Raw genomic sequence first — 22685 nt, forward strand, 5'->3', positions numbered from 1 at the left:
ATGAAACGCTTCTGGACTTCCGCGCAGGTGATTGCGAGCGAGGACGGCTGGTCCATCGGGCTGGACGGGCGCGCGGTGCGCACGCCCGCGCGCGCACTGCTGGTCGTGCCCGGTGCGGCGCTGGCGCAGGCGATTGCCGAGGAATGGAACGGGCAAGGCGAGAAGATCGACCCCGCCACCATGCCGATGACCGGCTTTGCCAATGCGACGATCGACCGTGTGCTGCCGGCGCTGGGCGACTTTCGCGGGCAGGTGGCCGCTTATGCCGAAAGCGATCTGCTCTGCTACCGCGCCGATGGACCGCAGACGCTGATCGCGCGGCAGGAAGCCCAATGGCAGCCCTTGCTGGATTGGGCGAGCGAGCGCTTTGGCATCGCCTTCGTGGTCACGCAGGGCATCATCCCGGTGGATCAGCCGGCGCTGACATTGGCGGGCCTGCGCGCCGCCGTCGAGGCGCTCGATCCGTGGCTGCTGGCTGGCTTCGCCACGCTCGTGCAGATCAGCGGCACGCTGGTGGGTTCGCTGGCGCTGATGGAAGGCAGGCTGTCGGCGGAGGATCTGTTCGCGGCGGCGAGCCTGGACGAGGCCTGGCAGGCCGAGCAATGGGGCGAGGATGCTGAAGAGAGCGCGCGGCTCGCACGTCGTCGCGCTGATTTCCTCAACGCGGCGCGCTATTGCGCGCTGGCGGCCGAGCGCTGAGCGTTCCCTTGATCCGCGATTTGGTCTAGGGCGCGAACCATGACGCAAGCCGCTCTCGAAATTCAGGATCTCTGCAAGACCTACAAGGGCGGCAAGCGCGCGCTGGACGGCGTGAACCTCACCGTGCCGCGCGGCAGCATCTACGGACTGCTGGGCCCCAATGGCGCTGGCAAGTCGACGATGATCAACATCCTCGCCGGGCTGGTCAACAAGACCAGCGGCACGGCGCGGATCTGGGGGTTCGACATCGACAAGGATGCGCGCAACGCGCGGCTCTCGATCGGCATCGTCAATCAGGAAATCCTGTTCGATCCTTTCTTCACGCCGCTGGAAACGCTGGAAAACCAGGCCGGCTATTATGGCGTGCCCAAGGCGGAGCGGCGCTCGATGGACCTGCTGCGCGCGGTGCATCTCGAGGACAAGGCATCGGCTTATTCGCGCACGCTGTCGGGCGGCATGAAGCGGCGGCTGATGGTCGCCAAGGCGATGGTCCATGCCCCGCCGATCCTCGTGCTGGACGAGCCGACGGCAGGCGTGGACATCGAACTGCGCCAGCAGCTGTGGTCCTATGTCCGCTCGCTCAACGCGCAGGGCGTGACCATCGTGCTCACGACGCACTATCTGGAGGAAGCCGAGGAGCTGTGCGATCGCATCGCGATCATCAATCACGGCCGGCTGATCGCGGACAAGCCGACGCGCGAATTGGTCGGCATGGCGCGGGAAAAGGTGGTGGAAGTCACCGTCGACCGCGATCTCGGCACGCTGCCCGCGCATGACCGGTTCGAGCGGGTCGAGCGGTCCGACGCGCGGAGCCTCAAGATCACCTATCTCAAGGACAAGGCCACGGCGGGCGATGTGCTCAATGTCGTGCAGGCGCAGGGCTACAGCATCGTGGACGTCTCCACGCACGACCCCGACCTTGAAGACGTCTTCCTGACTCTCACCCGCGCGGACGGTTGAAGAAATCTCTCACGCGTCAGGCATGATGCGCAAAATGAAGGCCGTCGATTTGCACCGGCGGCCTTTCATGTGTTCAGACTGAGCGAGGCTCAGGCGAAGCTGGTCGAAACCCGACGACGACGCAGCTGCATGCCGGCGAGCGCGAAGCCACCGATCATGAGAGCCCAGGTCGCCGGCTCGGGAACCGCAGCCATCGACACATTGTCGACCACGAAGTCGGCTGCCGTGCTGCCGTCACCGAAGAAATTGAACTTCAGATTGGCCGGGCCGCTGTTCGTCGCGGTGAACTGCGTCGTGAAGGTGTACCAGGTCTGCGGCGTGGTGCCGCTCACGCTGCCCGCCGTGAGGCTCAGCCCGGCCGGCACGTCGTCGATCAGGAACTGGAGCGAGGCGTCGAACGGATTGCCATAGCCATTCAGCGGCACGAAGTAATCGAACGACAGATAGTAGCTCACGCCGGCAACCACGTTCACGCTCTGCGAGAGCGAGTCAGGATTGGCCGTGTCGGACGAGAAATAGGCGCCATAGGTGCCGCCGCCGGCCGGGGCGGGAATGGATTCGCCATAGGCACCGGTCGGGTAGCCCGAGCCCTGACCATAAGCGATCACGACCGGAGCCGTGCCGCCGCCGACATTGCTCAACGACCAGCCGCTGAAGCTCCCCGACTCGAAGCCACCATTGGTGACGAGATTGGCCGCCATGGCGGGGCCAGTCAAGGCGAGCGCAACAGCCGTCCCAAGAAAATAAAGTGATTTCATGATCTTTTCTCCCACACGTAAACGCACAAGGCGTCACACGAGGCTTTGTACTCCATTTCGCGATATATTTCCTCTTCGTTAACTATCTTCCCTTGAGTTTCCGCCAAATAATCGGAAAGATCGTTCTCGATCAGTCTATTACGAGCTGCCGCATTGCAAAGCGCCGCGCGCAGGCTAGGACACGGCATTGCGCGCCATTCCACCACGCGGCCGCTCGGGACTTTGTGCATGACCATTTCCACGCATGACATCATCATCATCGGATCGGGCGCGGCCGGCCTGACTGCCGCCATTAACCTGGCGCAGACGCACAAGGTGCTGGTGCTTGCCAAGGGCGCGCTCGATTCCGGATCGACCAACTGGGCGCAGGGCGGCATCGCGGCGGTGCTCGATGGCGGGGACAGCTTTGCGGCGCATGTCGAGGATACCATGGTCGCTGGCGCCGGGCTGAACGACCGGGCGACGGTGGAGTTCGTCGTATCAGAAGCGCCTGCCGCGATCGAGCGGCTGGCGGCGCTGGGCGTGCCGTTCAACGCGGGCGAGGCCTTTGGCGAGCGCTGGCATCTCACGCGCGAGGGCGGACATTCGCACCGCCGCATCGTGCATGTCGATGATGCGACCGGCCATGCGGTGCAGGTCGCGCTGATGGCGGCCGCGCGCGCCAATCCCAACATCACCCTGATGGAGAATATGGTCGCGATCGACCTCATCACCTCCCGTCATGGCGAGCGCTATTCCGGCGATGGCCGGGTGTGGGGTGTCTATGCGCTCGACAGCAAGGCCGGGCGTGTGGAAGCCTTTGTGGGTCGTGCCACGATCCTCGCGACTGGCGGGGCAGGCCGCACCTATCTGTTCTCGACTGCACCGCGTGGCGCGACCGGGGACGGGATTGCCATGGCCTGGCGGGCCGGTTGCCGCGTGTCCAACATGGAGATGATGCAGTTCCATCCGACCTGCCTTTACAATCTGGAGGTCAAGAACTTCCTGATTACCGAGGCGATGCGGGGCGAGGGCGGCAAGCTCAAACTGCCCGCGGGCGTGCCCGGCGGCGGCGAGCGGTTCATGGACCGGTTCGATCCGCGCGGTGAACTCGCGCCGCGCGATGTCGTGGCCCGCGCCATCGACCATGAAATCAAGCGGCTTGGGCTGGATTATGTCCATCTCGACATCAGCCACCAGCCGCCCGAGTTCATCAAGGAGCATTTCCCGACCATCTATGCGCGGCTGCTGAGCCTGGGCATCGACATCACCAAGGAGCCGATCCCAGTGGTGCCGGCCCAGCATTACACCTGCGGCGGCGTGGTGATCGACCTCGACGGGCGCACTGATCTGCCGGGCCTCTATGCGGCGGGTGAGGTGACGGAAAGCGGCCTGCATGGCGCCAATCGCCTGGCCTCTAACTCGTTGCTCGAATGCTTCGTCTTCGGCGAGGCGGCTGCCAATCACATCCGGGCGACATGGGCCGATCTCCCCGCGCCGCCGCCGATCCGGGCGTGGGACGAAAGCCGTGTGACGGACAGCGACGAGGAAGTCGTCGTGACCCATAACTGGAAGGAAATCCGCCGGTTCATGTGGGATTATGTCGGCATCGTCCGCTCGACCAAGCGGCTGGAGCGGGCGCAGCACCGCGCCGATCTGCTCGCGCGCGAAGTCGATGACTATTACGGCAATTTCCGCGTGACGTCCGACCTTATCGAGCTGCGCAACCTGCTCGAAGTCGCCCGGCTGATCATTCGCAGCGCGCTCAAGCGCAAGGAAAGCCGCGGCCTGCATTACACGCTCGATCATCCCGATATGCTGCCGGAGGCTGTCGACACGGTGCTGGTGCCCTGACGTCAGAATGAACAAAAAAAAGGGCGCGATGGCCAGGCCGTCGCGCCCTGAGGTTCTGACTAGGAGGGAAAACAGCAGAGCTGCCTTCAACGCTTCGACTGCGGATCGTCGCGTCAAGATGTTTATGGGCGATGCCGGCAGTGCGCGCTTTGACAGAGATCAAACCGTTGCGGTTTGCAATAATTAGGGCAGCGCTTGTTCCCGCTACATCCTCACTTTGTCGCAAAAGGGATTCGGTACACCGCAACTGATCGCTTCGTTCTGGAATTATGCGCAGGGCTCGGTCAGTATATCCCTATGTTCGGCAAGGAAGATTTCAGCGCGTGAGGCAGGGTCTGGGGCCATTGTCGGCGGCGCTCGCGGTGCTCGCATTGGCGAGTTCGTGCACCGCCATTCCGTCATCGACACATCCAAGCGCGCGGATCGCGGCGCCGGCGCAGCCCGCCGTCCGCTACGCGCCGCCGCGTGAAGTCGTGCAGCCGGTCCCGCAGCAGGCCGCCGTTCAGCGGGTGCAGCGCGGCGGCACGGTGAGCGCGCCCTGGCTGCCCAATCGCAATGCCGTTCCCACGCCGCGCGTGCCGGTCACGGCGGCGCCGCCCGCGCTGGTCGCCAGCATTCAGGCGCTGGGGCGCCAGTTCAATGGCAAGGTCGGCATCGCGGTGCAGAGCGTGGATGCGGGGTGGACCGTCTCGCACAATGGCGATCTGCTGTTCCCGCAGCAGAGCGTCTCCAAGCTGTGGGTGGCGATGACCATGCTCGATGCCGTGGACCGCGGCAAGCTGACGCTGGACCGGGATGTCACCATCCGTCCGTCCGACCTGACGCTCTTCCATCAGCCCATCGCGGCGCTGGTGAATAGCGAGCAGGGTTATACCACCTCGCTGCGCAGCCTGTTCGAGCGGGCGATGACGCAGAGTGACAATACCGCGAACGATTCGGTGCTGCGCACCGTTGGCGGGCCGGACGCCGTGCGCAGCTATCTGGCGCGGCGGTTCATCGGAACGGACAGCATCAGGTTCGGCCCCGGCGAGCGGCTGTTGCAGAGCCAGACGGCCGGGCTGACCTGGTCGCAGAACATGTCCGCCGGGCGCAATTTCTATGCCGCGCGGTCCAACCTGCCGCGCTCTGTGCGCGAGCGGGCGCTCGACAGCTATCTGGCCGATCCGCCCGATGGCGCGGCGCCGCTGGCCATCGTGGGGGCGCTGGCACGACTCCAGAAAGGCGAGATGCTCTCGCCATCCTCGACGCAAATATTGCTGGCGACGATGGAGCGCGCCAAGACCGGCCCGCAGCGGATCAAGGCCGGGGTTCCGGCGGGCTGGACCTATCTCCACAAGACCGGCACCGGGCAGGATCTGGCGCCGCGCTCGACTGGCTATAATGATGTCGGCATCATGACCGCGCCGGATGGCTCGAGCTATGCGATTGCGGTGATGATCGGCGAGACAACGGTGGGCATTCCACAGCGTTGGGAGCTGATGCAGGCGGTCTCCCGCGCGGTCGGCACCCTGCATCAGGGCGGCGCCCGCTACAGCGCCGCGCGCTGACCATAGTTTTCGTTTAGGAAATGCCGCTAAGAGCGGGGCGGGGCGGCGTCGACCGCGCCGGCCATGATGCCTTATCGGAACCGACATGCCTGCCACTTCTCCTTCCGATCTCGCGATCGTCATCGTCAATTACCGGACGGCGGATTATGTGATCCGTTGTGTGGACTCGCTCGTTGCGGAACGAGCACAGGCAGGGCCGTTCGAGGTCATCGTGGTTGACGGTGGCTCGGCTGACGGGTCGGCAGAGAAGCTCACCGGGCATTTCGCTCAACCTGAGTGGCGGGATTGGGTCACGGTGCTGCCGCTGGAGCGCAATGGCGGCTTTGGCTGGGCCAATAATCAGGCGATGTTGCGGCTGTTCCAGCGCCCCGCGCCGCCGGCCTTCATTCATGTGCTCAATCCCGACACGCTGGTCCAGCCCGGCGCGATCACGGCCTTGCTGGAGGCCATGCACGCGCGCCCGCGCGCCGGGGCCGTTTGCAGTCGCTTGTTGGAGCCTGATGGCGCGCTGGCGGGCTCCGCCTTTCGCTTCCCGACGCCGGGCCGGGAGTTCGTCCGGGGATGCGGCATGGCCAAGCTCGGAACGATGCTCGGCATTGCGCCGACTTTGGTCGAGGGTGACGCGCCTGTCATGGCAGACTGGCTCACCGGTGCCAGCGTCCTGTTTCGTAGTGCGGCCCTTCGAGAGACCGGATTGTTCGACGACGGCTTTTTCCTGTATTTCGAGGAAGTCGAACTGATGCACCGCATGGGCCGCGCGGGCTGGGAGATGTGGTTCGTGCCGGACAGCCGCGTGATCCATATTGCCGGGGCCGCCACGGGCGTCGCGAGCGGGGCGCAGGTCGCGGTGCGGCCCTATCCGGCTTATCGTTTTGAGGCGCGGCGGCGTTATTTTGTGCGCACCGGCGGCGTTGCGCGGCTGTTCAGTGCCAACCTTGCGTGGCTTGCCGGGCGGGCGCTGGCGCTCGCCTTGCGCCCGTTGCGTGGGCCGAGGGCCGATGCCGTTCCGCAGGAGGTGTCGATGACCTTGCGGCATGGCTTCTGGCCCAAGCGGGCGGATGGGCGCGCCTCCATCCCCCGGTGGGACGAGCCGGCGGGCCGTGCGCCCGGTTGGACCGCGCCATGAGCGTCGTGGCGCCGCGCACGGGCATCGTGGCGATCGGCCGGAACGAGGGCGAGCGGTTGAAACGCTGCCTCAGAAGCGCGCCGGCTGATTGTGCGGTGATCTATGTCGATTCGGGTTCGACGGATGGCAGCATCGCCTTCGCGCAGAGCCTCGGCATCGGCGTGGTGGAACTGGATGTCGCGACGCCTTTCACTGCGGCGCGTGCGCGCAATGCCGGCTGGCGCCGCCTGCTGGCGGATCATCCCACGCTCGATTTCGTTCAGTTCGTCGATGGCGATTGCGAACTTGCGCCGGACTGGATCGGTCGGGCCGAAAAGGCGCTGGATGCCGAGCCGAGCCTGTGCGCAGTCTTCGGGCGGCGTCGCGAGCGCTTCCCCGCTGCCAGCTTCTACAACGCGCTGTGCGACGATGAATGGAATGTCCCCATTGGGCTGGTCGAGGCCTGTGGTGGCGATGTGCTGTTCCGCGTGGCGGCGCTGTCGCAAGCCGATGGCTATGACGGCAGCCTGATTGCCGGCGAAGAGCCTGACCTGTGCCTGCGTCTTGGTCGGATGGGCTGGCATGTCCGGCGGATCGACGCGGAAATGACGCTGCACGATGCCGACATTCACCATGCGCGCCAACAATGGCTGCGTGCGCGCCGGGCCGGCTATGCCTTTGCCGAGCATGTCGCGCGCCATGGCGATGCGGCATTTCCGAGCTGGCGCCGCCAGCGCAACAGCATCCTGCTGTGGGGCAATATGATCCCGCTCCTCATCCTGGGCGCGATCCTGCTCGGGCTGGCGTCGGGCCTGGCGCCGCTGATCTGGGCTGCGCTTGTGATGGTGCTGATGTATCCCGCGCAGGTCGTGCGGATCGCGGCCCGCAAGCGCGCGGCGGGGTCGCCGCTGCGCTTCGCCATGGGCTATGGTCTGTGGATGATGCTCGGCAAGTTCGCGCAATTCGGCGGCTTGGCGCGCTATCATCTGCGCGCGCGGGGGGGAGGGCCGGCCCGCCTCATCGAATATAAGGGCGCAGAAGGGAGTGCGCGGCCATGAGCTTCAAAGACATGTGTCAGCTCGTGCGCGAGGATTATGCGGCGCATGGGCGCGAATGGACCCGGCCGGGTTTCCGCACCTTATTCTGGCACCGGTTCGGCAACTGGCGCATGACGGTGCGCTCCAAGCTGCTGCGGGCGCCGCTCAGCATGATCTATCGCTGGGGCTACCGGCATTGCCGCAATGTCTATGGCATCGAGATTCCCTACACCGCGACGATCGGCCGGGGCGTGATCGTCGAGCATCAGGGCGGTATCGTGGTGCATGGGGCCAGCATCATTGGCGATGGCTCAATCATTCGGCAGAACTGCACGCTGGGCTTGCGGTCCCTGCAGCGGCTGGATGAAGCCCCGATTATCGGGCGGAATGTGAACATCGGCGCCGGCGCGGTGATCATGGGACGCGTGACGATTGGCGATGGCGCCGCCATTGGCGCGAACGCGGTGGTGATGACGGATGTGCCCCCCGGTGCCCTCGCGGTCGGTGTCCCGGCGGTGGTGAAGGTCCGCTAGGCGCTTTTCTTGCCAACCAGTGCGCACACAGCTATAGCCACCCCCTGACGATGGCGGCCTCGCACGGGCCGCCTTTTTCTGTTTGAAAAGCCGTGCGAGGAAGGAAGAGTAGTCTTATGTCTATCACCCCGCTCATGCCCGTTTATCCCCGGTGCGATGTGCGTCCGGTGCGAGGCGAGGGCTGCTATCTGATCGGCGAGCGCGGCGAGCGTTATCTGGATTTTGCGAGCGGCATCGCGGTCAACGCGCTGGGCCATGGCCATCCGCACCTCGTGAAAGCGATTGCCGAACAGGCCGCGACGCTCATGCACGTCTCCAACCTCTACGGCTCGCCGCAGGGCGAGGCGTTTGCGCAGCGCATTGTCGAGAACAGCTTTGCCGATACGGTGTTCTTCACGAACAGCGGCGCGGAAGCGGTGGAATGCGCGATCAAGACCGCGCGGCGCTATCACTTCGCCAATGGCAACCCGCAGCGGCACAAGCTGATCACGTTCAAGAACGCCTTTCACGGGCGGACTTTGGGCACGATCAGCGCCACCGACCAGCCCAAGATGCGCGACGGGTTCGAGCCGCTTCTGCCGGGCTTCGATTATGTCGCGTTCAACGATCTGGAGACGGCGCTCTCCAAGATCGACGATGAGACCGCCGGCTTCCTCGTGGAGACGGTGCAGGGCGAGGGCGGTCTGACCGCCGGCAAGCCCGACTTCATCAAGGGCCTGCGCGAGGCGGCGGACAAGCACGGGCTGCTGCTGGTGCTCGATGAAGTGCAGTGTGGCTATGGCCGCACCGGCAAGTTCTTCGCGCATGAGCATTATGGCGTGAAGCCCGACGTGATGGCCGTGGCCAAGGGTATTGGCGGCGGCTTCCCGCTCGGCGCCTGCCTTGCGACGGAAGAAGCCGCTAAGGGCATGGTGTTCGGCACCCATGGCAGTACCTATGGCGGCAATCCGCTGGCGATGGCGGCGGGCATGGCGGTGCTCGACGTGCTGCTGGAGCCGGGCTTCCTGGAGCAGGTCGCGGCAACCGGCGAGCGGCTCCGCGGCGCGCTGGAGCAGCTCATCCCCAATCATGACGATGTCTTCGAGGAAGTGCGTGGCCTCGGCCTCATGCTCGGCGTGAAGCTGAAGCCGCAGGTGGAGGCGCGCAACTTCGTGGCGCATCTGCGCGACAATCACGGCCTGCTGACCGTCTCGGCCGGCGAGAATGTCGTGCGCATCCTGCCGCCGCTGGTGATCGAGCAGAGTCATATCGACGAAGCGATCGCCAAGCTTTCGGCAGGCGCCGCCAGCATCAAGGCAGAGGCGAACGCATCATGATCCGGCATTTCCGCAATCTCACGGATGCAGGCGGCGACGCGCTCGCGGCCATTCTCAACGATGCGATGGACCGCAAGGCAGCGCGCGCGGGCATGCCCAAGGGGGCTGTCGACAAGGACGCGCCGCTGGCGGGCCACACGCTCGCCATGATCTTCGAGAAGAACTCGACGCGTACGCGTGTCAGCTTCGATATGGCGATCCGCCAACTCGGCGGTTCGTCGCTGATCCTGGACAGCGGCACGACCCAGCTCGGTCGTGGCGAGACGGTGGCGGATACCGCCCGCGTGCTCAGCCGCATGGTCGATCTGATCATGATTCGCACCGACGATCACGCTAAGATCGAGGAAATGGCGCATCATGCGACCGTTCCGGTGATCAACGGCCTGACCGACCTCTCGCATCCCTGCCAGATCATGGCCGATCTGCTGACGGTCATCGAGCATGGCCTTGCCTTGCCGGGTAGCCAGTGGGCCTGGCTGGGCGATGGCAATAATGTGCTGCACTCGATCATCGAGGCGGCCGGGCTGTTCAAGTTCGACGTGCGCATCGGCGTGCCGGAAGGGTTCGATCCCGATCCGCGCTTTGCCGAAGCGGCGCGGGCTGGGGGGGCTACGATCACGCTCACGCGCGATGCGGTGGAGGCGGCCAGCGGCGCGGATGTCGTTGTGACCGACACATGGATTTCCATGGGTCAGGCCGGCGGCGACGCCAAGCTGCGCGCGATGATGCCCTATCAGGTGACGCCCGCACTGATGGCCCGTGCCAAGCCCGATGCCAAGTTCCTGCACTGCCTGCCCGCCCATCGCGGGGAAGAGGTGCTGGAAGAGGTGATCGATGGTCCGCAGTCGCTAATCTGGGATGAGGCCGAGAACCGGCTCCATGCCCAGAAGTCGGTGCTGCTCTGGGCGGCAGGCCTGATTGGCTAGGACCAGCCGCGATTCAGCGCTGGCGGCCTGCAAATGGCGGTTTTTCGTGCTTCCGGTGCTCACGTACCTGAAGTACGCTGCGCTCCGGGTCGCGAAAAACCACCTTTTTCGACTCGCCATCATCTGAATGTTGATCGGTCTTAAACGAGGCATAGGACATCCGGCGCCGTGCCGGAGTCACACAGGATATGCCGGGGCGCCCAACGCGCGCTCCAGCACAACCCGCACATGATCGGCGCCGGGGCACGGCGGATAGCCACGCTGTTCACGCCGCCCGAGCGGACGTCGGGGCATTTTCTGCTGATCGATGCGATGCGGGGCGTGGCCGCGCTGGTCATCATCTTCTGGCACTATCAGCATTTCTTCTACCCGCCGGGCGCCGAGCGGGCGATGGCCGGCTTCCGCCCGCAGCAGCCTTTTTTCGAGCAGGCCAGCTGGCTCTATGAGCATGGCAAATATGCCGTGCAGCTCTTCTGGGTGATATCCGGCTTCGTCTTCGCCCATGTCTATCATGGCCGGAAAAGCAGCACGCGCGACTTTGTCGTGAACCGGCTCGCGCGCCTCTATCCGCTTCACGTGCTGACGCTGCTGATCGTGGCGGGCTTGCAGGGAATCGCGCAGGCGAAATTCGGCGCATTCCTCGTTTACCAGCACAATACGCTGGGCAATTTTCTGCTGCATCTTGGTCTTGCCTCCAACTGGTGGCCGACGGTGGTCTACAGTTTCAACGCGCCGATCTGGTCGGTGTCCATCGAGATTCTTGTTTACGCGCTGTTCTGGCTGAGCCTGCCTGTGCTGTTTCGCGCGGGCGTGCTTGGACCCGCCCTGCTGGCCGCAGCGGCCATCGCCGGTTGTTTCATGTTCGAGGGCTACATCCTCCTCATGTGCGCGGCAGGTTTCTTCGGCGGCGCGGCGCTGTTTGCTGTTCACGCCAATCGCACCATCTGGCTCTCCGTGCTGGTCGTTCTGCTGCTGGGGGCAGGGGGATGGACGAGCTGGGACGACAGTCTCGACATCCGGCGCTATCTCTCTGTTCCGCTGTTCAGCATGGCGATCGTGCTGCTGGCCGCCCTGCTGGAGCCCTGCCTGCGGGCGACCCTGTTGCAGCGGACGCGCTGGCTGGGAGATGCCAGCTACGGCATTTATCTGTGGCACTTTCCCGTCCAGCTGGTGCTGCTGCTCGCTGTGCCGGGTCTGGCGACTGACCATCAGCTGGCGCGCGAGCCGGCCTTCTTTCTGATGTTTATGACCAGCGTGGTCATCATCGCGGTGCTCTCCTTCCGCCTGTTCGAGACACCATCGCGGCGCTGGTTGCGGGCCCGGCTGGAGGCGCGGCCTCATTCGCCCGCTTCCTCGCAGGCGGCGCCTTAGACTCTCGCCCCCTTAGACTTTCGTGAGGGGAGTGCCTATCTAGGCGCCATGTCAGAATTCGATCCTGCCCGCACAGAGGACCGCGTCCTCGGTTTCGCCCTGCCTGCCCGCAATGTCCGGGGCCGGCTCGTGCGCCTTGGCCCTGCGCTCAATGCGGTGCTCGCCGCCCATCGCTATCCGCCCGTCATCGAGAAGCTGGTGGCAGAGGCCCTTGTGTTGGCCGCTTTGCTCGGCGCTATGCTCAAGGATGATGAGGGCCAGCTCACCCTGCAGGCGCAGACCGAGCAGGGGGCGGTGTCGCTGCTGGTCGCCGATTATATGGGCGGCGCGGTGCGCGGTTATGCGCAGTTCGATGAGCAGCGCCTCGCCGAGCTCGGCGAAAATCCCACGCTCTTCGGTCTGTTCGGCAAGGGCTATCTGGCGATCACCTTCGATCAGGCGGTCACGGGCGAGCGCTATCAGGGCATCGTCCCGCTCGAGGGCACCGGCCTCGGCGCGGCGGCGGAGCATTATTTCGCCCAGTCCGAACAAATCCCGAGCATCGTGAAAATCGCGGTTCGGCACGATGCGGAGGAGGGCTGCATCGGCGGCGGCATGCTCCTGCAGCATCTGCCCGAAGGCGAGGTGGGGCGGGAGCGGCTGCATGTGCGACACGATCATCCCGATTGGGAGCATGTCATGATCCTCGGCAACACCCTGTCCGAGGAAGAACTGACCGATCCGGCGCTGGGGCTGGAGGATATCGCCTGGCGCCTGTTCCATGAGGAAGACGAGATTCGCGCGCTCTCCAGCGCTGATTTGCGCAAGGGCTGCCGGTGCGACCCGGAGCGGATTCGCGGCGTGCTGGGCCGGTTCGACCCCGCCGAGCGCACCTCCATGGCCGACGAGCGCGGGGTGATCGCGGTCGACTGCGCTTTCTGTTCGCGGATTTTCGATATCACCTTGGCCGAGTTGCAGGCCCCGCACTGAGGCGCACGCCCGCCGGCAGATTTGACAATCTGCGACAAGCCGTGCATTTCCATCGTTGAAATATTGCGGTATCCGGCCTCGTCGGCCGTTGCCGCCTGCAAACGAAGAAGTGGCTGAAGCGACATGGCATTCAAGGCAGCGACGCTGGCGATCGGGCTCGCGCTGGGCAGCTTGCTGGCGCCCATGTCCATGGCGCAGGCGCCGCAGGCCGGCGGGCTGGACTCGGTCGAATCGGGCGAGTGGGAGCTGCTGGAGCGGGGCAGCAATCAGGCCGCGCGCCGGATTTGCATCAGCGATGGCAGCCAGCTGCTTCAGCCCAAGCACCCCTATCGGCAGTGCGAGCGTTACCTGATTCGCCAGTCGCCGCGTGCGGTTGCAGCGTCCTATGACTGTGGCGAGGGGGGCCGTGGTCGCACCGACCTGCGGATCGAGACCTCGCGGCTCGTGCAGATTTCGTCGCAGGGCGTGTCCGATGGACTGCCTTTCGCGCATGAGATGGAAGCCCGACGGGTGGGGGCCTGCCGCCCCGGTGCTGCGAGGCGCTGAAGCTGAAGACATATCTCCCCTGCTCAGAGGAGGGGCCGGGGGGTGGTGGCGATGCGCCAGCATCGCTTAGCCAGTGAGTAACTTCGAAGTTGCAGCACCACCCCAACCCCTTCTCTAAAGAGGAGGGGCTAGCACTGCCGCAACGGCGTTCTCCCGCCCGAGCGCCCGCTCGCGAAACCCGAATTCATCTCATCCCGTGACAGGGGCAGGGGATTTGCGCTAGCGCGAGGCATCATGTCACCGATATCGTCTGCATCGCACGCCCCCGTGGCGGTTGTCCTTCTTTCCGGCGGACTCGACTCGATGGTCGCCGGCGGACTGGCGCGCGAGGCGGGGTTTCGTCTGGCGGCGCTCACCATCGATTATCAGCAGCGCCACCGCGTCGAGCTGGAGGCCGCCAAGCGGGTGGCGGCCGCGCTGGAGGTGGAGCGCCATGTCGTGCTGCCGCTCGACCTCTCGCTGTTCGGTGGATCGGCGCTGACCGCTGACATCGACGTGCCCAAGGAGGGCGTGGGCGAGGGCATTCCGATCACCTATGTGCCGGCGCGCAACACGATCTTCCTCTCGCTCACGCTTGGACTGGCCGAGGTGGTGGGGGCAGAGCGCATCTACATCGGGGTGAACGCGCTGGATTATTCGGGCTATCCGGACTGCCGCCCGGAGTTCATCGCCGCGTTTCAGCATATGGCATCGCTGGCCACCAAGCAGGGCGTGGAAGGCGCGCCGGTGCAGATCGCAACCCCGCTCCAATATATGAGCAAGGCGCAGATTGCCGCCGAGGCGGCGCGGTTGGGGCTGGATGCCGGCATGAGCTGGTCCTGCTACGATCCGACGCCCGAAGGCCTGCATTGCGGCCTGTGCGATAGCTGCCGTTTGCGCGCGAAGGGGTATCAGGAAGCCGGCCTGCCCGATCCGACGCGTTACGCGACGCATCCCTGAGCCGCGCCGATGAGCTACGCCGTCAAGGAAATGTTCCTCACCTTGCAGGGGGAAGGGATGCAGGCCGGTCGCCGGGCGGTGTTCCTGCGCTTGGCCGGCTGCAACCTCTGGTCCGGGCGGGAGCAGGATCGGGCGAGCGCGATCTGCCAGTTTTGCGACACGGATTTCGTGGGGACGGACGGGGAGAATGGCGGTCGCTTCGGCGAGGCGTCGACGCTCGCGCAGGTCGTGGCCGATCTCTGGGGTGATGAGGCCGGCCAGCGGTTCGTGGTCATCACCGGTGGCGAGCCGATGCTGCAGCTTGATCCCGCGCTGATCGACGCGCTCCATGCCGCCGGCTTTGAAATCGCGGTGGAGAGCAACGGCACGCTGGCGGCGACGCCGGGCGTCGACTGGCTCTGCATCAGCCCCAAGGCCGGCAGTAGCGTGACGCAGCGTCGGGGCGATGAACTCAAGCTGGTCTGGCCGCAGCCTGGAATCGACCCGGCCGAGCTGCTGGATTGGGACTTCGGCCAGTTTCTCGTGCAGCCGATGGATAGCGGCACCCCGGAGGCCAATGCCGCAAACCGGGAGGCCGCCATCGCGCTGGTCCTGTCAGACAGCCGCTGGCGCCTGTCCCTCCAGACCCACAAGTTGCTCGGGCTGAAGTAGAGTTTACTCCGAGGCGACCGTCTCGGTGTCTTCAGAGCTGGCATTGGCGGCGGGCTCGCTCGTCTGCTTGCGGCTGACGCTGCCGGCATTGCCCACGGCGCCGAGGCCATCGGCCTTCACGGCATCGAGGTCGGTCATCGAATCGTTCACGGTGCCTTCCAGCACGTTCATGTCGCGCATTTCCACCGTATTGCCCGAGCTGTCCTGCGCGCCATCGCAGCCTGCGAGCGCGAGACCGCCCATCGCAGCGAGCAGAAGAAGGGGAACATGGGTCTTGCGCATCAGCGGCATCCTTTCTGGTCTTCTTGGTCGTGGCCGATTTCCCGATCGGTCGAGGCCCCCTCGGCAGCACGAAGAGCCGGTCTTAAAGAGGGATGCCGCAGGGCTCAAGGGGCCGTGGAACCCGACCACCCCATGGCTGCGGCCGTTCACCCGCCGTCGGACTCCAGCGCTGCCAGCATGGCCGGCAGATGCGACTGGAGAATGGCATCGAGGCGGTGCATGTCGGCCGGGCGTCCCAGATCAGCGAGGCTGGTGACGCCCAGATCGCTGATGCCGCAGGGCACGATGCCACCATAATGCGCAAGGTCCGGCGCAACGTTGATGGAGAGGCCGTGCAACGTCACCCATTTGCGGACCCGCACGCCGATGGCGCCGATCTTGGCCTCCGCCCCGTGCGGCCCCTGCGTCCAGACGCCGACGCGGCCATCCACGGTCCACGCCTCGACACCGAGATCGGCCAGCGCGGCGACCATCCACTGCTCCAGCGCGCGGACGAAGCGCCGCACATCGCGTCCGCGCCGGCCCAAATCGAGATTGAGGTAGACGACGCGCTGCCCGGGACCGTGATAGGTATATTGCCCGCCGCGTCCGGTGACATGGACGGGAAAGACCGGCGCCAGAAGATCGGTCGAGAGCGCGCTGGTGCCCGCAGTGTAGAGCGGAGGATGCTCGACAAGCCAGATGCGTTCGCGCGCCTCGCCAGCGGCAATCGCCGCGACGCGCGCATCCATATCGGCCAGCGCGCTTTCATAATCGAGCAATCCCGGCTCGATCCGCCACTCAGGGCTGGCCAGGAAATCCTGTTCGGGGAGGGGGTGCGCGGTCATCTCGCCCGAGATGCGATCTGCGACCAAATTTGGCAAGGCATGGCTCGCCTATGGCGCGCGGGGCAGATATTGCCTATCGAGCGCGCAAACGGGAGCAAAAGCGGTTGAGCAGGATCGATCTGGCAGCGATATGGGACGACGCCAAGCAGATGGGCGCGGCAAACCGTGACATTCTGGGCGCCGTGGCCGGCATGTTCATGTTCCTGCCCGCTCTGGTGGCCGAGCAGCTCGTCAAGCAGCCCGAGCCGCTCGCCGAGAACGCCACCAACGACATGATGCTGGCGCGGCTGACCCAATATGCCGAGCTGAACTGGCCGGTACTGCTAGCCTTCGCTGCCATCTCGTCCTTCGCCGTGCTGGCGATGCACGCGCTGCTGCTGCGTGGCGAGCGACCGACGGTGCGGGAGGCTCTGGTCATGGCACTGCCAGTCCTGCCCGGTTTCTTCCTTGCGAATCTTCTGCAGGGACTGGGCGCAATGGGCGGCTTCATGCTGTTCATTCTGCCCGGCTGCTATCTGATCGGCCGGCTGGCCTTGATCGCGCCGGTCGCCGCAGCGGAGTCGCAGCGCAACCCGCTCACTATCCTCCAGCGCAGTGCCGCGCTGACGCGGGGGAACGGGTGGCGCGTGTTCGGCGTGCTCGGCCTCATTTTCATCATGATGATTGTGCTGGGGGTCGTGCTCACCTCCGTCGTCGGGGTGGTCGCCGAGCTCCTGCTGCCGGCCGACATCGCCGATCTGCTGATCGCGATGGTCTCGGCGCTGGTCGAAACCGCCCGCACGGTGCTCGTCGTGCTGATCTGCGCTGCGCTCTACCGGGCGACGGCGGGTGCGCCGGCAGCCGGAGCGCCGTTCAGCTCCAGGTGACGCGCGGCGGCAGGCTCATCAGGATCGCGTCGATATTGCCGCCGGTCTTGAGGCCGAACAGCGTGCCGCGATCATGCACGAGGTTGAACTCGACATAGCGGCCGCGCCATTCGAGCAACTGCGCTTCCTCCTCCGCCGTCCATGGCAATCCCATGCGGCGGCGCACGATTCGCGGAAAGGCCTCCAGAAACGCCTCGCCCACCGCTTGGGTGAAGGCGAAGCTCTCCTCGAACGGCCCTTCGAGATGGTCGTAGAAAATCCCGCCCACGCCCCGGTGAACCTGCCGGTGGGGAATGTAGAAATACTCTTCCGCCCATTTGCTGAAGCGCGGATAGTAGCTCTCGTCATGCGCATCGCAGGCGCGGCGCAGCGTGTCATGGAAGTCCGCCGTGTCTTCCTCATAGACGATGGGCGGATTGAGGTCCGCGCCGCCGCCGAACCAGCGCTTGGTCGTCACCAGCATGCGCGTGTTCATGTGTACGGCCGGCACATGCGGATTGGCCATATGCGCCACGAGGCTGATACCGGTGGCAAAAAAGCCGGGCTGCTCCTCGCCTGCGCCGTGGATCGTGCGGGCGAATTCGGGCGAGAAGGCGCCGCCGACCGTCGAGACATTCACCCCGACCTTCTCGAACACCTTGCCCTTCATCACCCCGCGCACGCCGCCGCCGCCACCGCCCTGTTCGATCGGGCCGGAGGGCTGGCCGTCGCTCTCGCGCCACCAGGACAGATAATCGAACGCCGCATCGCTGCCGGCCTCGCGCTCGATCGCCTCGAACGCGGCGCAAATCCGGTCCCGCAGGCTTTCGAACCAGGCGCGGGCGGCCAGCTGTTGATCGTCGAGGCTGTTGGGAGCGGTGGAAGTCATGCGGGGAAAAGTCCGGTCTGTCTGAGAGCTTCGCCAAGCGCGATGCCAGTTGCCACCGCCACGTTCAAGGAGCGAAAGCCCGGCGCCATGGGAATCCGCACGCGCAAAGCCGCTTGTGCGTGGATCGCCTCGGGCAGACCGGCGCTCTCGCGGCCGAGTAAGAGGATGTCGTCGCACTGGAAGCTGGCATGGGGCAGGGGCACGCTGCCGACGCTGGTCAGCGCTACCAGACGCGCGCCATCCTTCAGCCGCTCGGCGATGAAGCTCTCGAAGTCCACATGCCGCGTCACATCCGCCTGCGCGCCATAATCCATGGACGCCCGGCGCAGCTGCGCGTCGGACACCGGAAAGCCGCAGGGAAGGATGATGTCGACCGGGATCTGCCAGCAGGCGGCCAGTCGCAGGATGGTGCCGACGTTGCCGGCGATATCGGGCTGATAGAGGGCGATGCGCATCCTCACCTCCTAGCCACGGCCCCTGCGCAATCCCACCCCTCTTGCGCCCGGCTGGAAAAAGGCGGGCGGGCCACGAAATTGAAGGTTGGCAAATCGCAATCAACGGCGCTATCAGGCGCCCGAACGCGCCGGGACCATCCTGGCGTGCGGTGTGTCGCATCATTCGGCGGACGAGCGGACTTCCGGCTAATAAGGAAGCCTTTCGGTTCGACCGCGCGATCGACTGGCGCCCGAATCGAGATTTCGGCGTGCACGACGCTCTCGGGCGATCGTGGACAAAGGGAGGCAATGACAAAGCATGGCCACTGAAGTGCAAGGGACGGAAGCTGTCATGGACGATGGCGAAGGCGTGCGTCGTCGCGACTTCATCAACATCGCAGCCGTGAGTTTCGCTGGTGTTGGCGGTCTCGCCGTTCTGTATCCGCTGATTACCCAGATGAGTCCGAGTGCGGACGTGCTGGCGCAGGCGACGACGGAAGTCGATCTGTCGGCAATCCAGGCCGGCCAGGCGATCAAGACGGTGTTCCGCTCGCAGCCGCTGTTCGTGCGGCATCTGACGGACAAGGAAATTGCCGAGGCGGACGCCGTCAACGTCTCCACCCTGCGCGATCCCCAGACGCTGGAAGAGCGCACGGTCGACGGCAAGAAGCAGTGGCTGATCACCATGGGCGTGTGCACCCATCTGGGTTGCGTGCCGCTCGGTGCCGGCGAGGGTGAGAACCGGGGCGAGTTCGGCGGTTATTTCTGCCCGTGCCACGGTTCGAGCTATGATACTGCCGCGCGCATCCGCAAGGGGCCTGCGCCGAAGAACCTCGTGGTTCCGCAGTATAAGTACACCTCCGACACCGCCATTCTCGTAGGCTGAGGATAAAGATAATGAGCTTTCCCTGGGCTGAGCATTACACGCCGAAGCATCCCGTGATGAAGTGGGTGGATGAGCGCTTGCCGCTCCCGCGCTTCGTCTACAACGCCGTCGGCGGCGGCTATGAAGTGCCGCGCAACCTCAACTATTTCTGGAACTTCGGTGTCCTCGCGGGCGTCGCGCTGACGATCCAGCTGATCACCGGCATCATCCTCGCCATGCATTATGCGGCGAATGCCGGCGTGGCGTTCGATAGCGTCGAGCACATCATGCGCGATGTGAACTCGGGCTGGCTGCTGCGTTATGCGCACGCCAACGGCGCGAGCTTCTTCTTCATCGTCGTCTATCTCCACATTTTCCGCGGCCTCTATTACGGATCGTACAAGGCGCCGCGCGAAATGGTGTGGCTGCTCGGTGTGGTCATCTTCCTGCTGATGATGGCGACGGCGTTCATGGGCTATGTGCTCCCCTGGGGTCAGATGAGCTTCTGGGGCGCGCAGGTGATCACCGGCCTCTTCGCCGCCATTCCGGTGGTGGGTGAGCCGATCCAGACCTGGCTGCTCGGCGGCTTCGCGCCTGGCAATGCCGCGCTCAACCGCTTCTTCTCGCTCCACTATCTGCTGCCCTTCGTGATCGCGGGTGTCATCATCCTGCACATCTGGGCGCTGCACATTCCCGGCTCGTCCAACCCGACGGGCGTGGAAGTGAAGGGGCCGCAGGATACGGTGCCGTTCCATCCCTATTATACGGCGAAGGACGGTTTCGGCCTCGGCGTGTTCCTCATCCTCTTCGCACTGGTGCTGTTCTTCGCGCCGAATTCGATGGGTCACCCGGATAACTATATCCAGGCCAACCCGCTTTCGACGCCGGCGCACATCGTGCCTGAATGGTACTTCTGGCCGTTCTACGCCATTCTGCGCGCCTTCACGATGGATCTGGTGATCCCGTTCACCGGTATCGTGCTGGTTCCCGCGAAGCTCCTCGGCGTGATGGCGATGTTCTCGTCCATTCTGCTGCTATTCTTCCTGCCGTGGATCGACACCTCGCCGGTCCGCTCGGGCAACTACCGCCCGCTGTTCAAGAAGTTCTGGTGGCTGCTCATTCTGGACGTGCTCGTGCTCGGCTATTGCGGCGGTGCACCGGCGGAAGAGCCCTATGTCATGATCAGCCAGATCGCTTCGGCTTATTATTTCGCGCACTTCCTGATCATCTTGCCGATCATTGCGTCCATCGAGCGGCCGCTGCCGCTCCCCGGTTCGATTACCGAAGCGGTGCTGGCCAAGGGCAAGTTCGAGGGAGAACAGTCTGCACCTCCGGGCATGGGCAGCGATACCCAGCCCACCGGCGCAGCTTAATTAAGGGGTCCGTCAATGGTTCGTGTCCTGGCCTTCCTTGTCGGCCTGTTTTTCTCCGGCATGCTGCTGCTCAGCTTCATCTGGGGTGGGGTCGCTTATGTGAGCGAGCCGCCGCAGCCCACGGCTGAGAAGGAGTTCCACCTCCACCCCGAAAAGGCTGGCTTCAGCTTTGAAGGGCCGTTCGGCAAATTCGATCGTGCGCAGTTGCAGCGCGGCTTCCAGGTCTACACGGAAGTCTGCTCGGCCTGTCACTCGATCCACCAGGTGGCGTTCCGCAGCCTCGCCGACCTTGGCTATAATGAAGCCGAGATCAAGGCGATCGCCGCAGCGCGTCAGGTGCCGTCGATCGACCCCAGCACGGGTGAACCCAGCACGCGTCCGGGCGTGCCGGCGGACAAGTTCCCGCTGGTCTATCCGAACAGCGTGGCTGCCGCTGCCGCCAACAACAACGCCATTCCGCCGGATCTTTCGCTGATCGCGAAGGCCCGTCATGACGGTGCGAACTATGTTCATGCGCTGCTGACCGGTTATCGTGAGCAGCCGGCCGAACTGCTGCGCAAGTTCCCCGACGCGAAGACGCCGGAAGGGCTGCACTACAACCCGTACTTTGCGAACCTCAACCTCGCGATGGCGCCGCCGCTGACGGCCGAAGGTCAGGTGACCTATGGTGAGGGCCAACCCAAGCCGACCGTCGACCAGATGGCTACGGACGTCGCTGCCTTCCTGATGTGGACGGCCGAGCCGAAGATGGAAGCGCGCAAGAGCACCGGCATCGCCGTGGTGATCTTCCTGCTGTTCGCGACGGTGCTGGCTTACATGTCGTACCAGAACATCTGGGCGAACAAGAAGCACTGAGGGTTCCTGCCCGGGTCGGCAGGCCCAACGAGATAAGAAAAAGGGCGGATCGCAGGATCCGCCCTTTTTTATGTGCCGATGGATATGGGAGGTGGCGCTTGCGTCAGGCGCTGCTGCGCAAGCCCAGGGTCGTTGCGTCGGAGTTGGCGCCTCTCAGGCGAGGAAATCGCGAGCCCAGCTCTTGAGATCGCCGCCCATGGCATCGTCGCGGCAGGCGAGCGCGAAATTGGCTTGGGCAAAGCCGAGCTTCGAGCCACAGTCGAAACGCTCGCCATCGAAGGTCACGCCGTGGAAGGGCTGCTGGCCAATCAGCTTCGCCATGGAATCGGTGAGCTGCACTTCGCCGCCCGCCCCAGCCTCTTGCGTCGCCAGCAGGGCCATGACCTCGGGCTGCAGAATATAGCGGCCGGGCAGCATCAGGTTGGAGGGCGCCGTGCCCAGCGCCGGCTTCTCGACCAAGCCCCGGACCTCTGTCAGCACGCCGTCGCGGGCGCCCGGATCGATCACGCCATAGCTGGGCGTCTCGTCCATCGGCACTTCAAGCGCGCAGACCAGATTGCCGCCGACTTTCTCATACTGCTCGATCATTTGGGCCAGACATCCCTTCTGACGGCCGACGAGAAGCTCGTCCGGCAGGATGATGGCAAAGGGCTCATCGCCGATGATATCGCGCGCACACCAAATCGCATGGCCAAGGCCGCGGGGTTCCTGCTGCCTCACGAAGATCGCATTGCCGGGCGTCAGGCGCGTGCCTTCCAGCGCCGCAACGCTTTTGCCGCGGTCGGCCTGCGTCCGCTCCAGCTCGAAGGCGATATCGAAATGGTCCTCGATGGCGCCCTTGCCGCGCCCGGTGACGAATATCATCGTCTCGATGCCCGCTTCCAGCGCTTCATCGACGGCATATTGGATCAGCGGGCGATCGACGACGGGAAGCATTTCCTTCGGCACCGCCTTGGTGGCGGGCAGGAAGCGAGTGCCAAGCCCGGCGACCGGGAAGACAGCTTTGCGTATCGTCAAATGAACCCCCTGATTGCTCTGTCAGTCGTGGACGTGCCTATCGAGCATTAAGGTAAAGATACCGCATATTGTTCGATTGGCCGCCCCAAAGGCCGGATGAAAAGCCCC

General features: G+C 64.9%; 24 protein-coding genes. 18 read left to right on the top strand and 6 right to left on the bottom strand.

The genetic code is table 11. The features are described 5' to 3' along the window. Together M2334_RS04380 and M2334_RS04385 are read left to right on the top strand one after the other, a co-directional pair. Entirely contained in the window at nucleotides 1-699 is a 699-nt protein-coding gene (locus tag M2334_RS04380) for an ATP12 family chaperone protein (RefSeq protein WP_264593982.1), read from the top strand. 39 nt (nucleotides 700-738) lie between these two features. Continuing rightward, entirely contained in the window at nucleotides 739-1659 is a 921-nt protein-coding gene (locus tag M2334_RS04385) for an ABC transporter ATP-binding protein (RefSeq protein WP_264573451.1), read from the top strand. 89 nt (nucleotides 1660-1748) lie between these two features. On the opposite strand, the gene M2334_RS04390 is transcribed toward M2334_RS04385, so the two are convergent. Beyond that, a complete protein-coding gene (locus tag M2334_RS04390) occupies nucleotides 1749-2417 on the bottom strand; it encodes a PEPxxWA-CTERM sorting domain-containing protein (protein WP_264571130.1) in 669 nt (222 codons plus the stop codon). A 228-nt stretch (nucleotides 2418-2645) separates the two neighbouring features. Here M2334_RS04390 and nadB point away from each other — a divergent pair, with 228 nt between their 5' ends. The 12 genes from nadB to queE all read left to right on the top strand — a co-directional run bounded on the left by nadB (nucleotide 2646) and on the right by queE (nucleotide 15190). Then, a complete protein-coding gene (nadB, locus tag M2334_RS04395; RefSeq protein WP_181560443.1) occupies nucleotides 2646-4250 on the top strand; it encodes an L-aspartate oxidase in 1605 nt (534 codons plus the stop codon). 323 nt (nucleotides 4251-4573) lie between these two features. Continuing rightward, nucleotides 4574-5797, top strand: coding sequence for a class A beta-lactamase-related serine hydrolase (locus tag M2334_RS04400; protein ID WP_264593984.1), 1224 nt, complete (start codon nucleotides 4574-4576; stop codon nucleotides 5795-5797). An 85-nt stretch (nucleotides 5798-5882) separates the two neighbouring features. Next, the gene (locus M2334_RS04405; RefSeq protein WP_264604872.1) at nucleotides 5883-6923 is read left to right on the top strand and encodes a glycosyltransferase family 2 protein; all 1041 of its coding nucleotides are present in this window, start codon (nucleotides 5883-5885) and stop codon (nucleotides 6921-6923) included. After that, a complete protein-coding gene (locus tag M2334_RS04410; protein WP_264604873.1) occupies nucleotides 6920-7960 on the top strand; it encodes a glycosyltransferase family 2 protein in 1041 nt (346 codons plus the stop codon). Before M2334_RS04405 ends, M2334_RS04410 begins: the two co-directional genes overlap by 4 nt. After that, nucleotides 7957-8472, top strand: a complete 516-nt coding sequence (locus M2334_RS04415; RefSeq protein ID WP_264571125.1) for a serine O-acetyltransferase — start codon at nucleotides 7957-7959, stop codon at nucleotides 8470-8472. Before M2334_RS04410 ends, M2334_RS04415 begins: the two co-directional genes overlap by 4 nt. 116 nt (nucleotides 8473-8588) lie before the next feature. Further along, nucleotides 8589-9788 (top strand): aspartate aminotransferase family protein, encoded by a 1200-nt coding sequence (locus M2334_RS04420; protein ID WP_264593988.1) that lies wholly within the window; start codon nucleotides 8589-8591, stop codon nucleotides 9786-9788. Continuing rightward, nucleotides 9785-10714, top strand: coding sequence for an ornithine carbamoyltransferase (gene argF, locus M2334_RS04425; protein WP_264585616.1), 930 nt, complete (start codon nucleotides 9785-9787; stop codon nucleotides 10712-10714). The genes M2334_RS04420 and argF overlap by 4 nt, the downstream gene beginning before the upstream one ends. 228 nt (nucleotides 10715-10942) lie before the next feature. Then, a complete protein-coding gene (locus M2334_RS04430) occupies nucleotides 10943-12085 on the top strand; it encodes an acyltransferase family protein (RefSeq protein ID WP_264604874.1) in 1143 nt (380 codons plus the stop codon). A 48-nt stretch (nucleotides 12086-12133) separates the two neighbouring features. Then, nucleotides 12134-13054: an Hsp33 family molecular chaperone HslO gene (locus M2334_RS04435; RefSeq protein ID WP_264593990.1), complete on the top strand. Its 921-nt coding sequence runs from the start codon at nucleotides 12134-12136 to the stop codon at nucleotides 13052-13054. A 123-nt stretch (nucleotides 13055-13177) separates the two neighbouring features. After that, nucleotides 13178-13600: a DUF3617 domain-containing protein gene (locus M2334_RS04440; RefSeq protein WP_264593991.1), complete on the top strand. Its 423-nt coding sequence runs from the start codon at nucleotides 13178-13180 to the stop codon at nucleotides 13598-13600. Between the two features lie 234 nt (nucleotides 13601-13834). Next, complete coding sequence (gene queC, locus M2334_RS04445) at nucleotides 13835-14539, top strand: 7-cyano-7-deazaguanine synthase QueC (protein WP_264585613.1); 705 nt, start codon at nucleotides 13835-13837, stop codon at nucleotides 14537-14539. Between the two features lie 9 nt (nucleotides 14540-14548). Continuing rightward, entirely contained in the window at nucleotides 14549-15190 is a 642-nt protein-coding gene (gene queE / locus M2334_RS04450; protein WP_264593992.1) for a 7-carboxy-7-deazaguanine synthase, read from the top strand. Between the two features lie 3 nt (nucleotides 15191-15193). Here queE and M2334_RS04455 read toward each other — a convergent pair whose 3' ends face one another. Beyond that, nucleotides 15194-15472, bottom strand: a complete 279-nt coding sequence (locus M2334_RS04455) for a hypothetical protein (RefSeq protein WP_264571117.1) — start codon at nucleotides 15470-15472, stop codon at nucleotides 15194-15196. A gap of 146 nt (nucleotides 15473-15618) precedes the next feature. Further along, nucleotides 15619-16299: a lipoyl(octanoyl) transferase LipB gene (lipB, locus tag M2334_RS04460; protein ID WP_264604875.1), complete on the bottom strand. Its 681-nt coding sequence runs from the start codon at nucleotides 16297-16299 to the stop codon at nucleotides 15619-15621. 104 nt (nucleotides 16300-16403) lie between these two features. On the opposite strand from lipB, the gene M2334_RS04465 reads away from it, so the two are divergent. Further along, nucleotides 16404-17165, top strand: a complete 762-nt coding sequence (locus M2334_RS04465) for a hypothetical protein (RefSeq protein ID WP_264604876.1) — start codon at nucleotides 16404-16406, stop codon at nucleotides 17163-17165. Here M2334_RS04465 and hemF read toward each other — a convergent pair. Further along, the gene (hemF, locus tag M2334_RS04470) at nucleotides 17152-18033 is read right to left on the bottom strand and encodes an oxygen-dependent coproporphyrinogen oxidase (protein ID WP_264579602.1); all 882 of its coding nucleotides are present in this window, start codon (nucleotides 18031-18033) and stop codon (nucleotides 17152-17154) included. The genes M2334_RS04465 and hemF overlap by 14 nt on opposite strands. Further along, entirely contained in the window at nucleotides 18030-18488 is a 459-nt protein-coding gene (locus tag M2334_RS04475; protein ID WP_264585610.1) for a tRNA (cytidine(34)-2'-O)-methyltransferase, read from the bottom strand. The genes hemF and M2334_RS04475 overlap by 4 nt, the downstream gene beginning before the upstream one ends. Before the next feature lie 298 nt (nucleotides 18489-18786). On the opposite strand from M2334_RS04475, the gene petA reads away from it, so the two are divergent. The 3 genes from petA to M2334_RS04490 are packed head-to-tail and all read left to right on the top strand — an operon-like array spanning nucleotide 18787 to nucleotide 21560. Next, nucleotides 18787-19353 (top strand): ubiquinol-cytochrome c reductase iron-sulfur subunit, encoded by a 567-nt coding sequence (gene petA / locus M2334_RS04480; RefSeq protein ID WP_181560428.1) that lies wholly within the window; start codon nucleotides 18787-18789, stop codon nucleotides 19351-19353. Between the two features lie 11 nt (nucleotides 19354-19364). Further along, nucleotides 19365-20705, top strand: a complete 1341-nt coding sequence (locus M2334_RS04485; protein ID WP_181560427.1) for a cytochrome b — start codon at nucleotides 19365-19367, stop codon at nucleotides 20703-20705. A gap of 15 nt (nucleotides 20706-20720) precedes the next feature. Then, nucleotides 20721-21560 (top strand): cytochrome c1, encoded by an 840-nt coding sequence (locus M2334_RS04490; protein WP_181560426.1) that lies wholly within the window; start codon nucleotides 20721-20723, stop codon nucleotides 21558-21560. Between the two features lie 153 nt (nucleotides 21561-21713). Here the strand turns inward: M2334_RS04490 and M2334_RS04495 are convergent, their stop codons facing one another. Continuing rightward, on the bottom strand, nucleotides 21714-22577 hold the full coding sequence (locus M2334_RS04495) for a UTP--glucose-1-phosphate uridylyltransferase (RefSeq protein WP_264579600.1): 864 nt from the start codon (nucleotides 22575-22577) through the stop codon (nucleotides 21714-21716). Nucleotides 22578-22685: the final 108 nt, after the last annotated feature.

It is taken from the genome of Sphingobium sp. B11D3D, from assembly GCF_025961755.1.
Classification (GTDB): Bacteria; Pseudomonadota; Alphaproteobacteria; order Sphingomonadales; family Sphingomonadaceae; genus Sphingobium.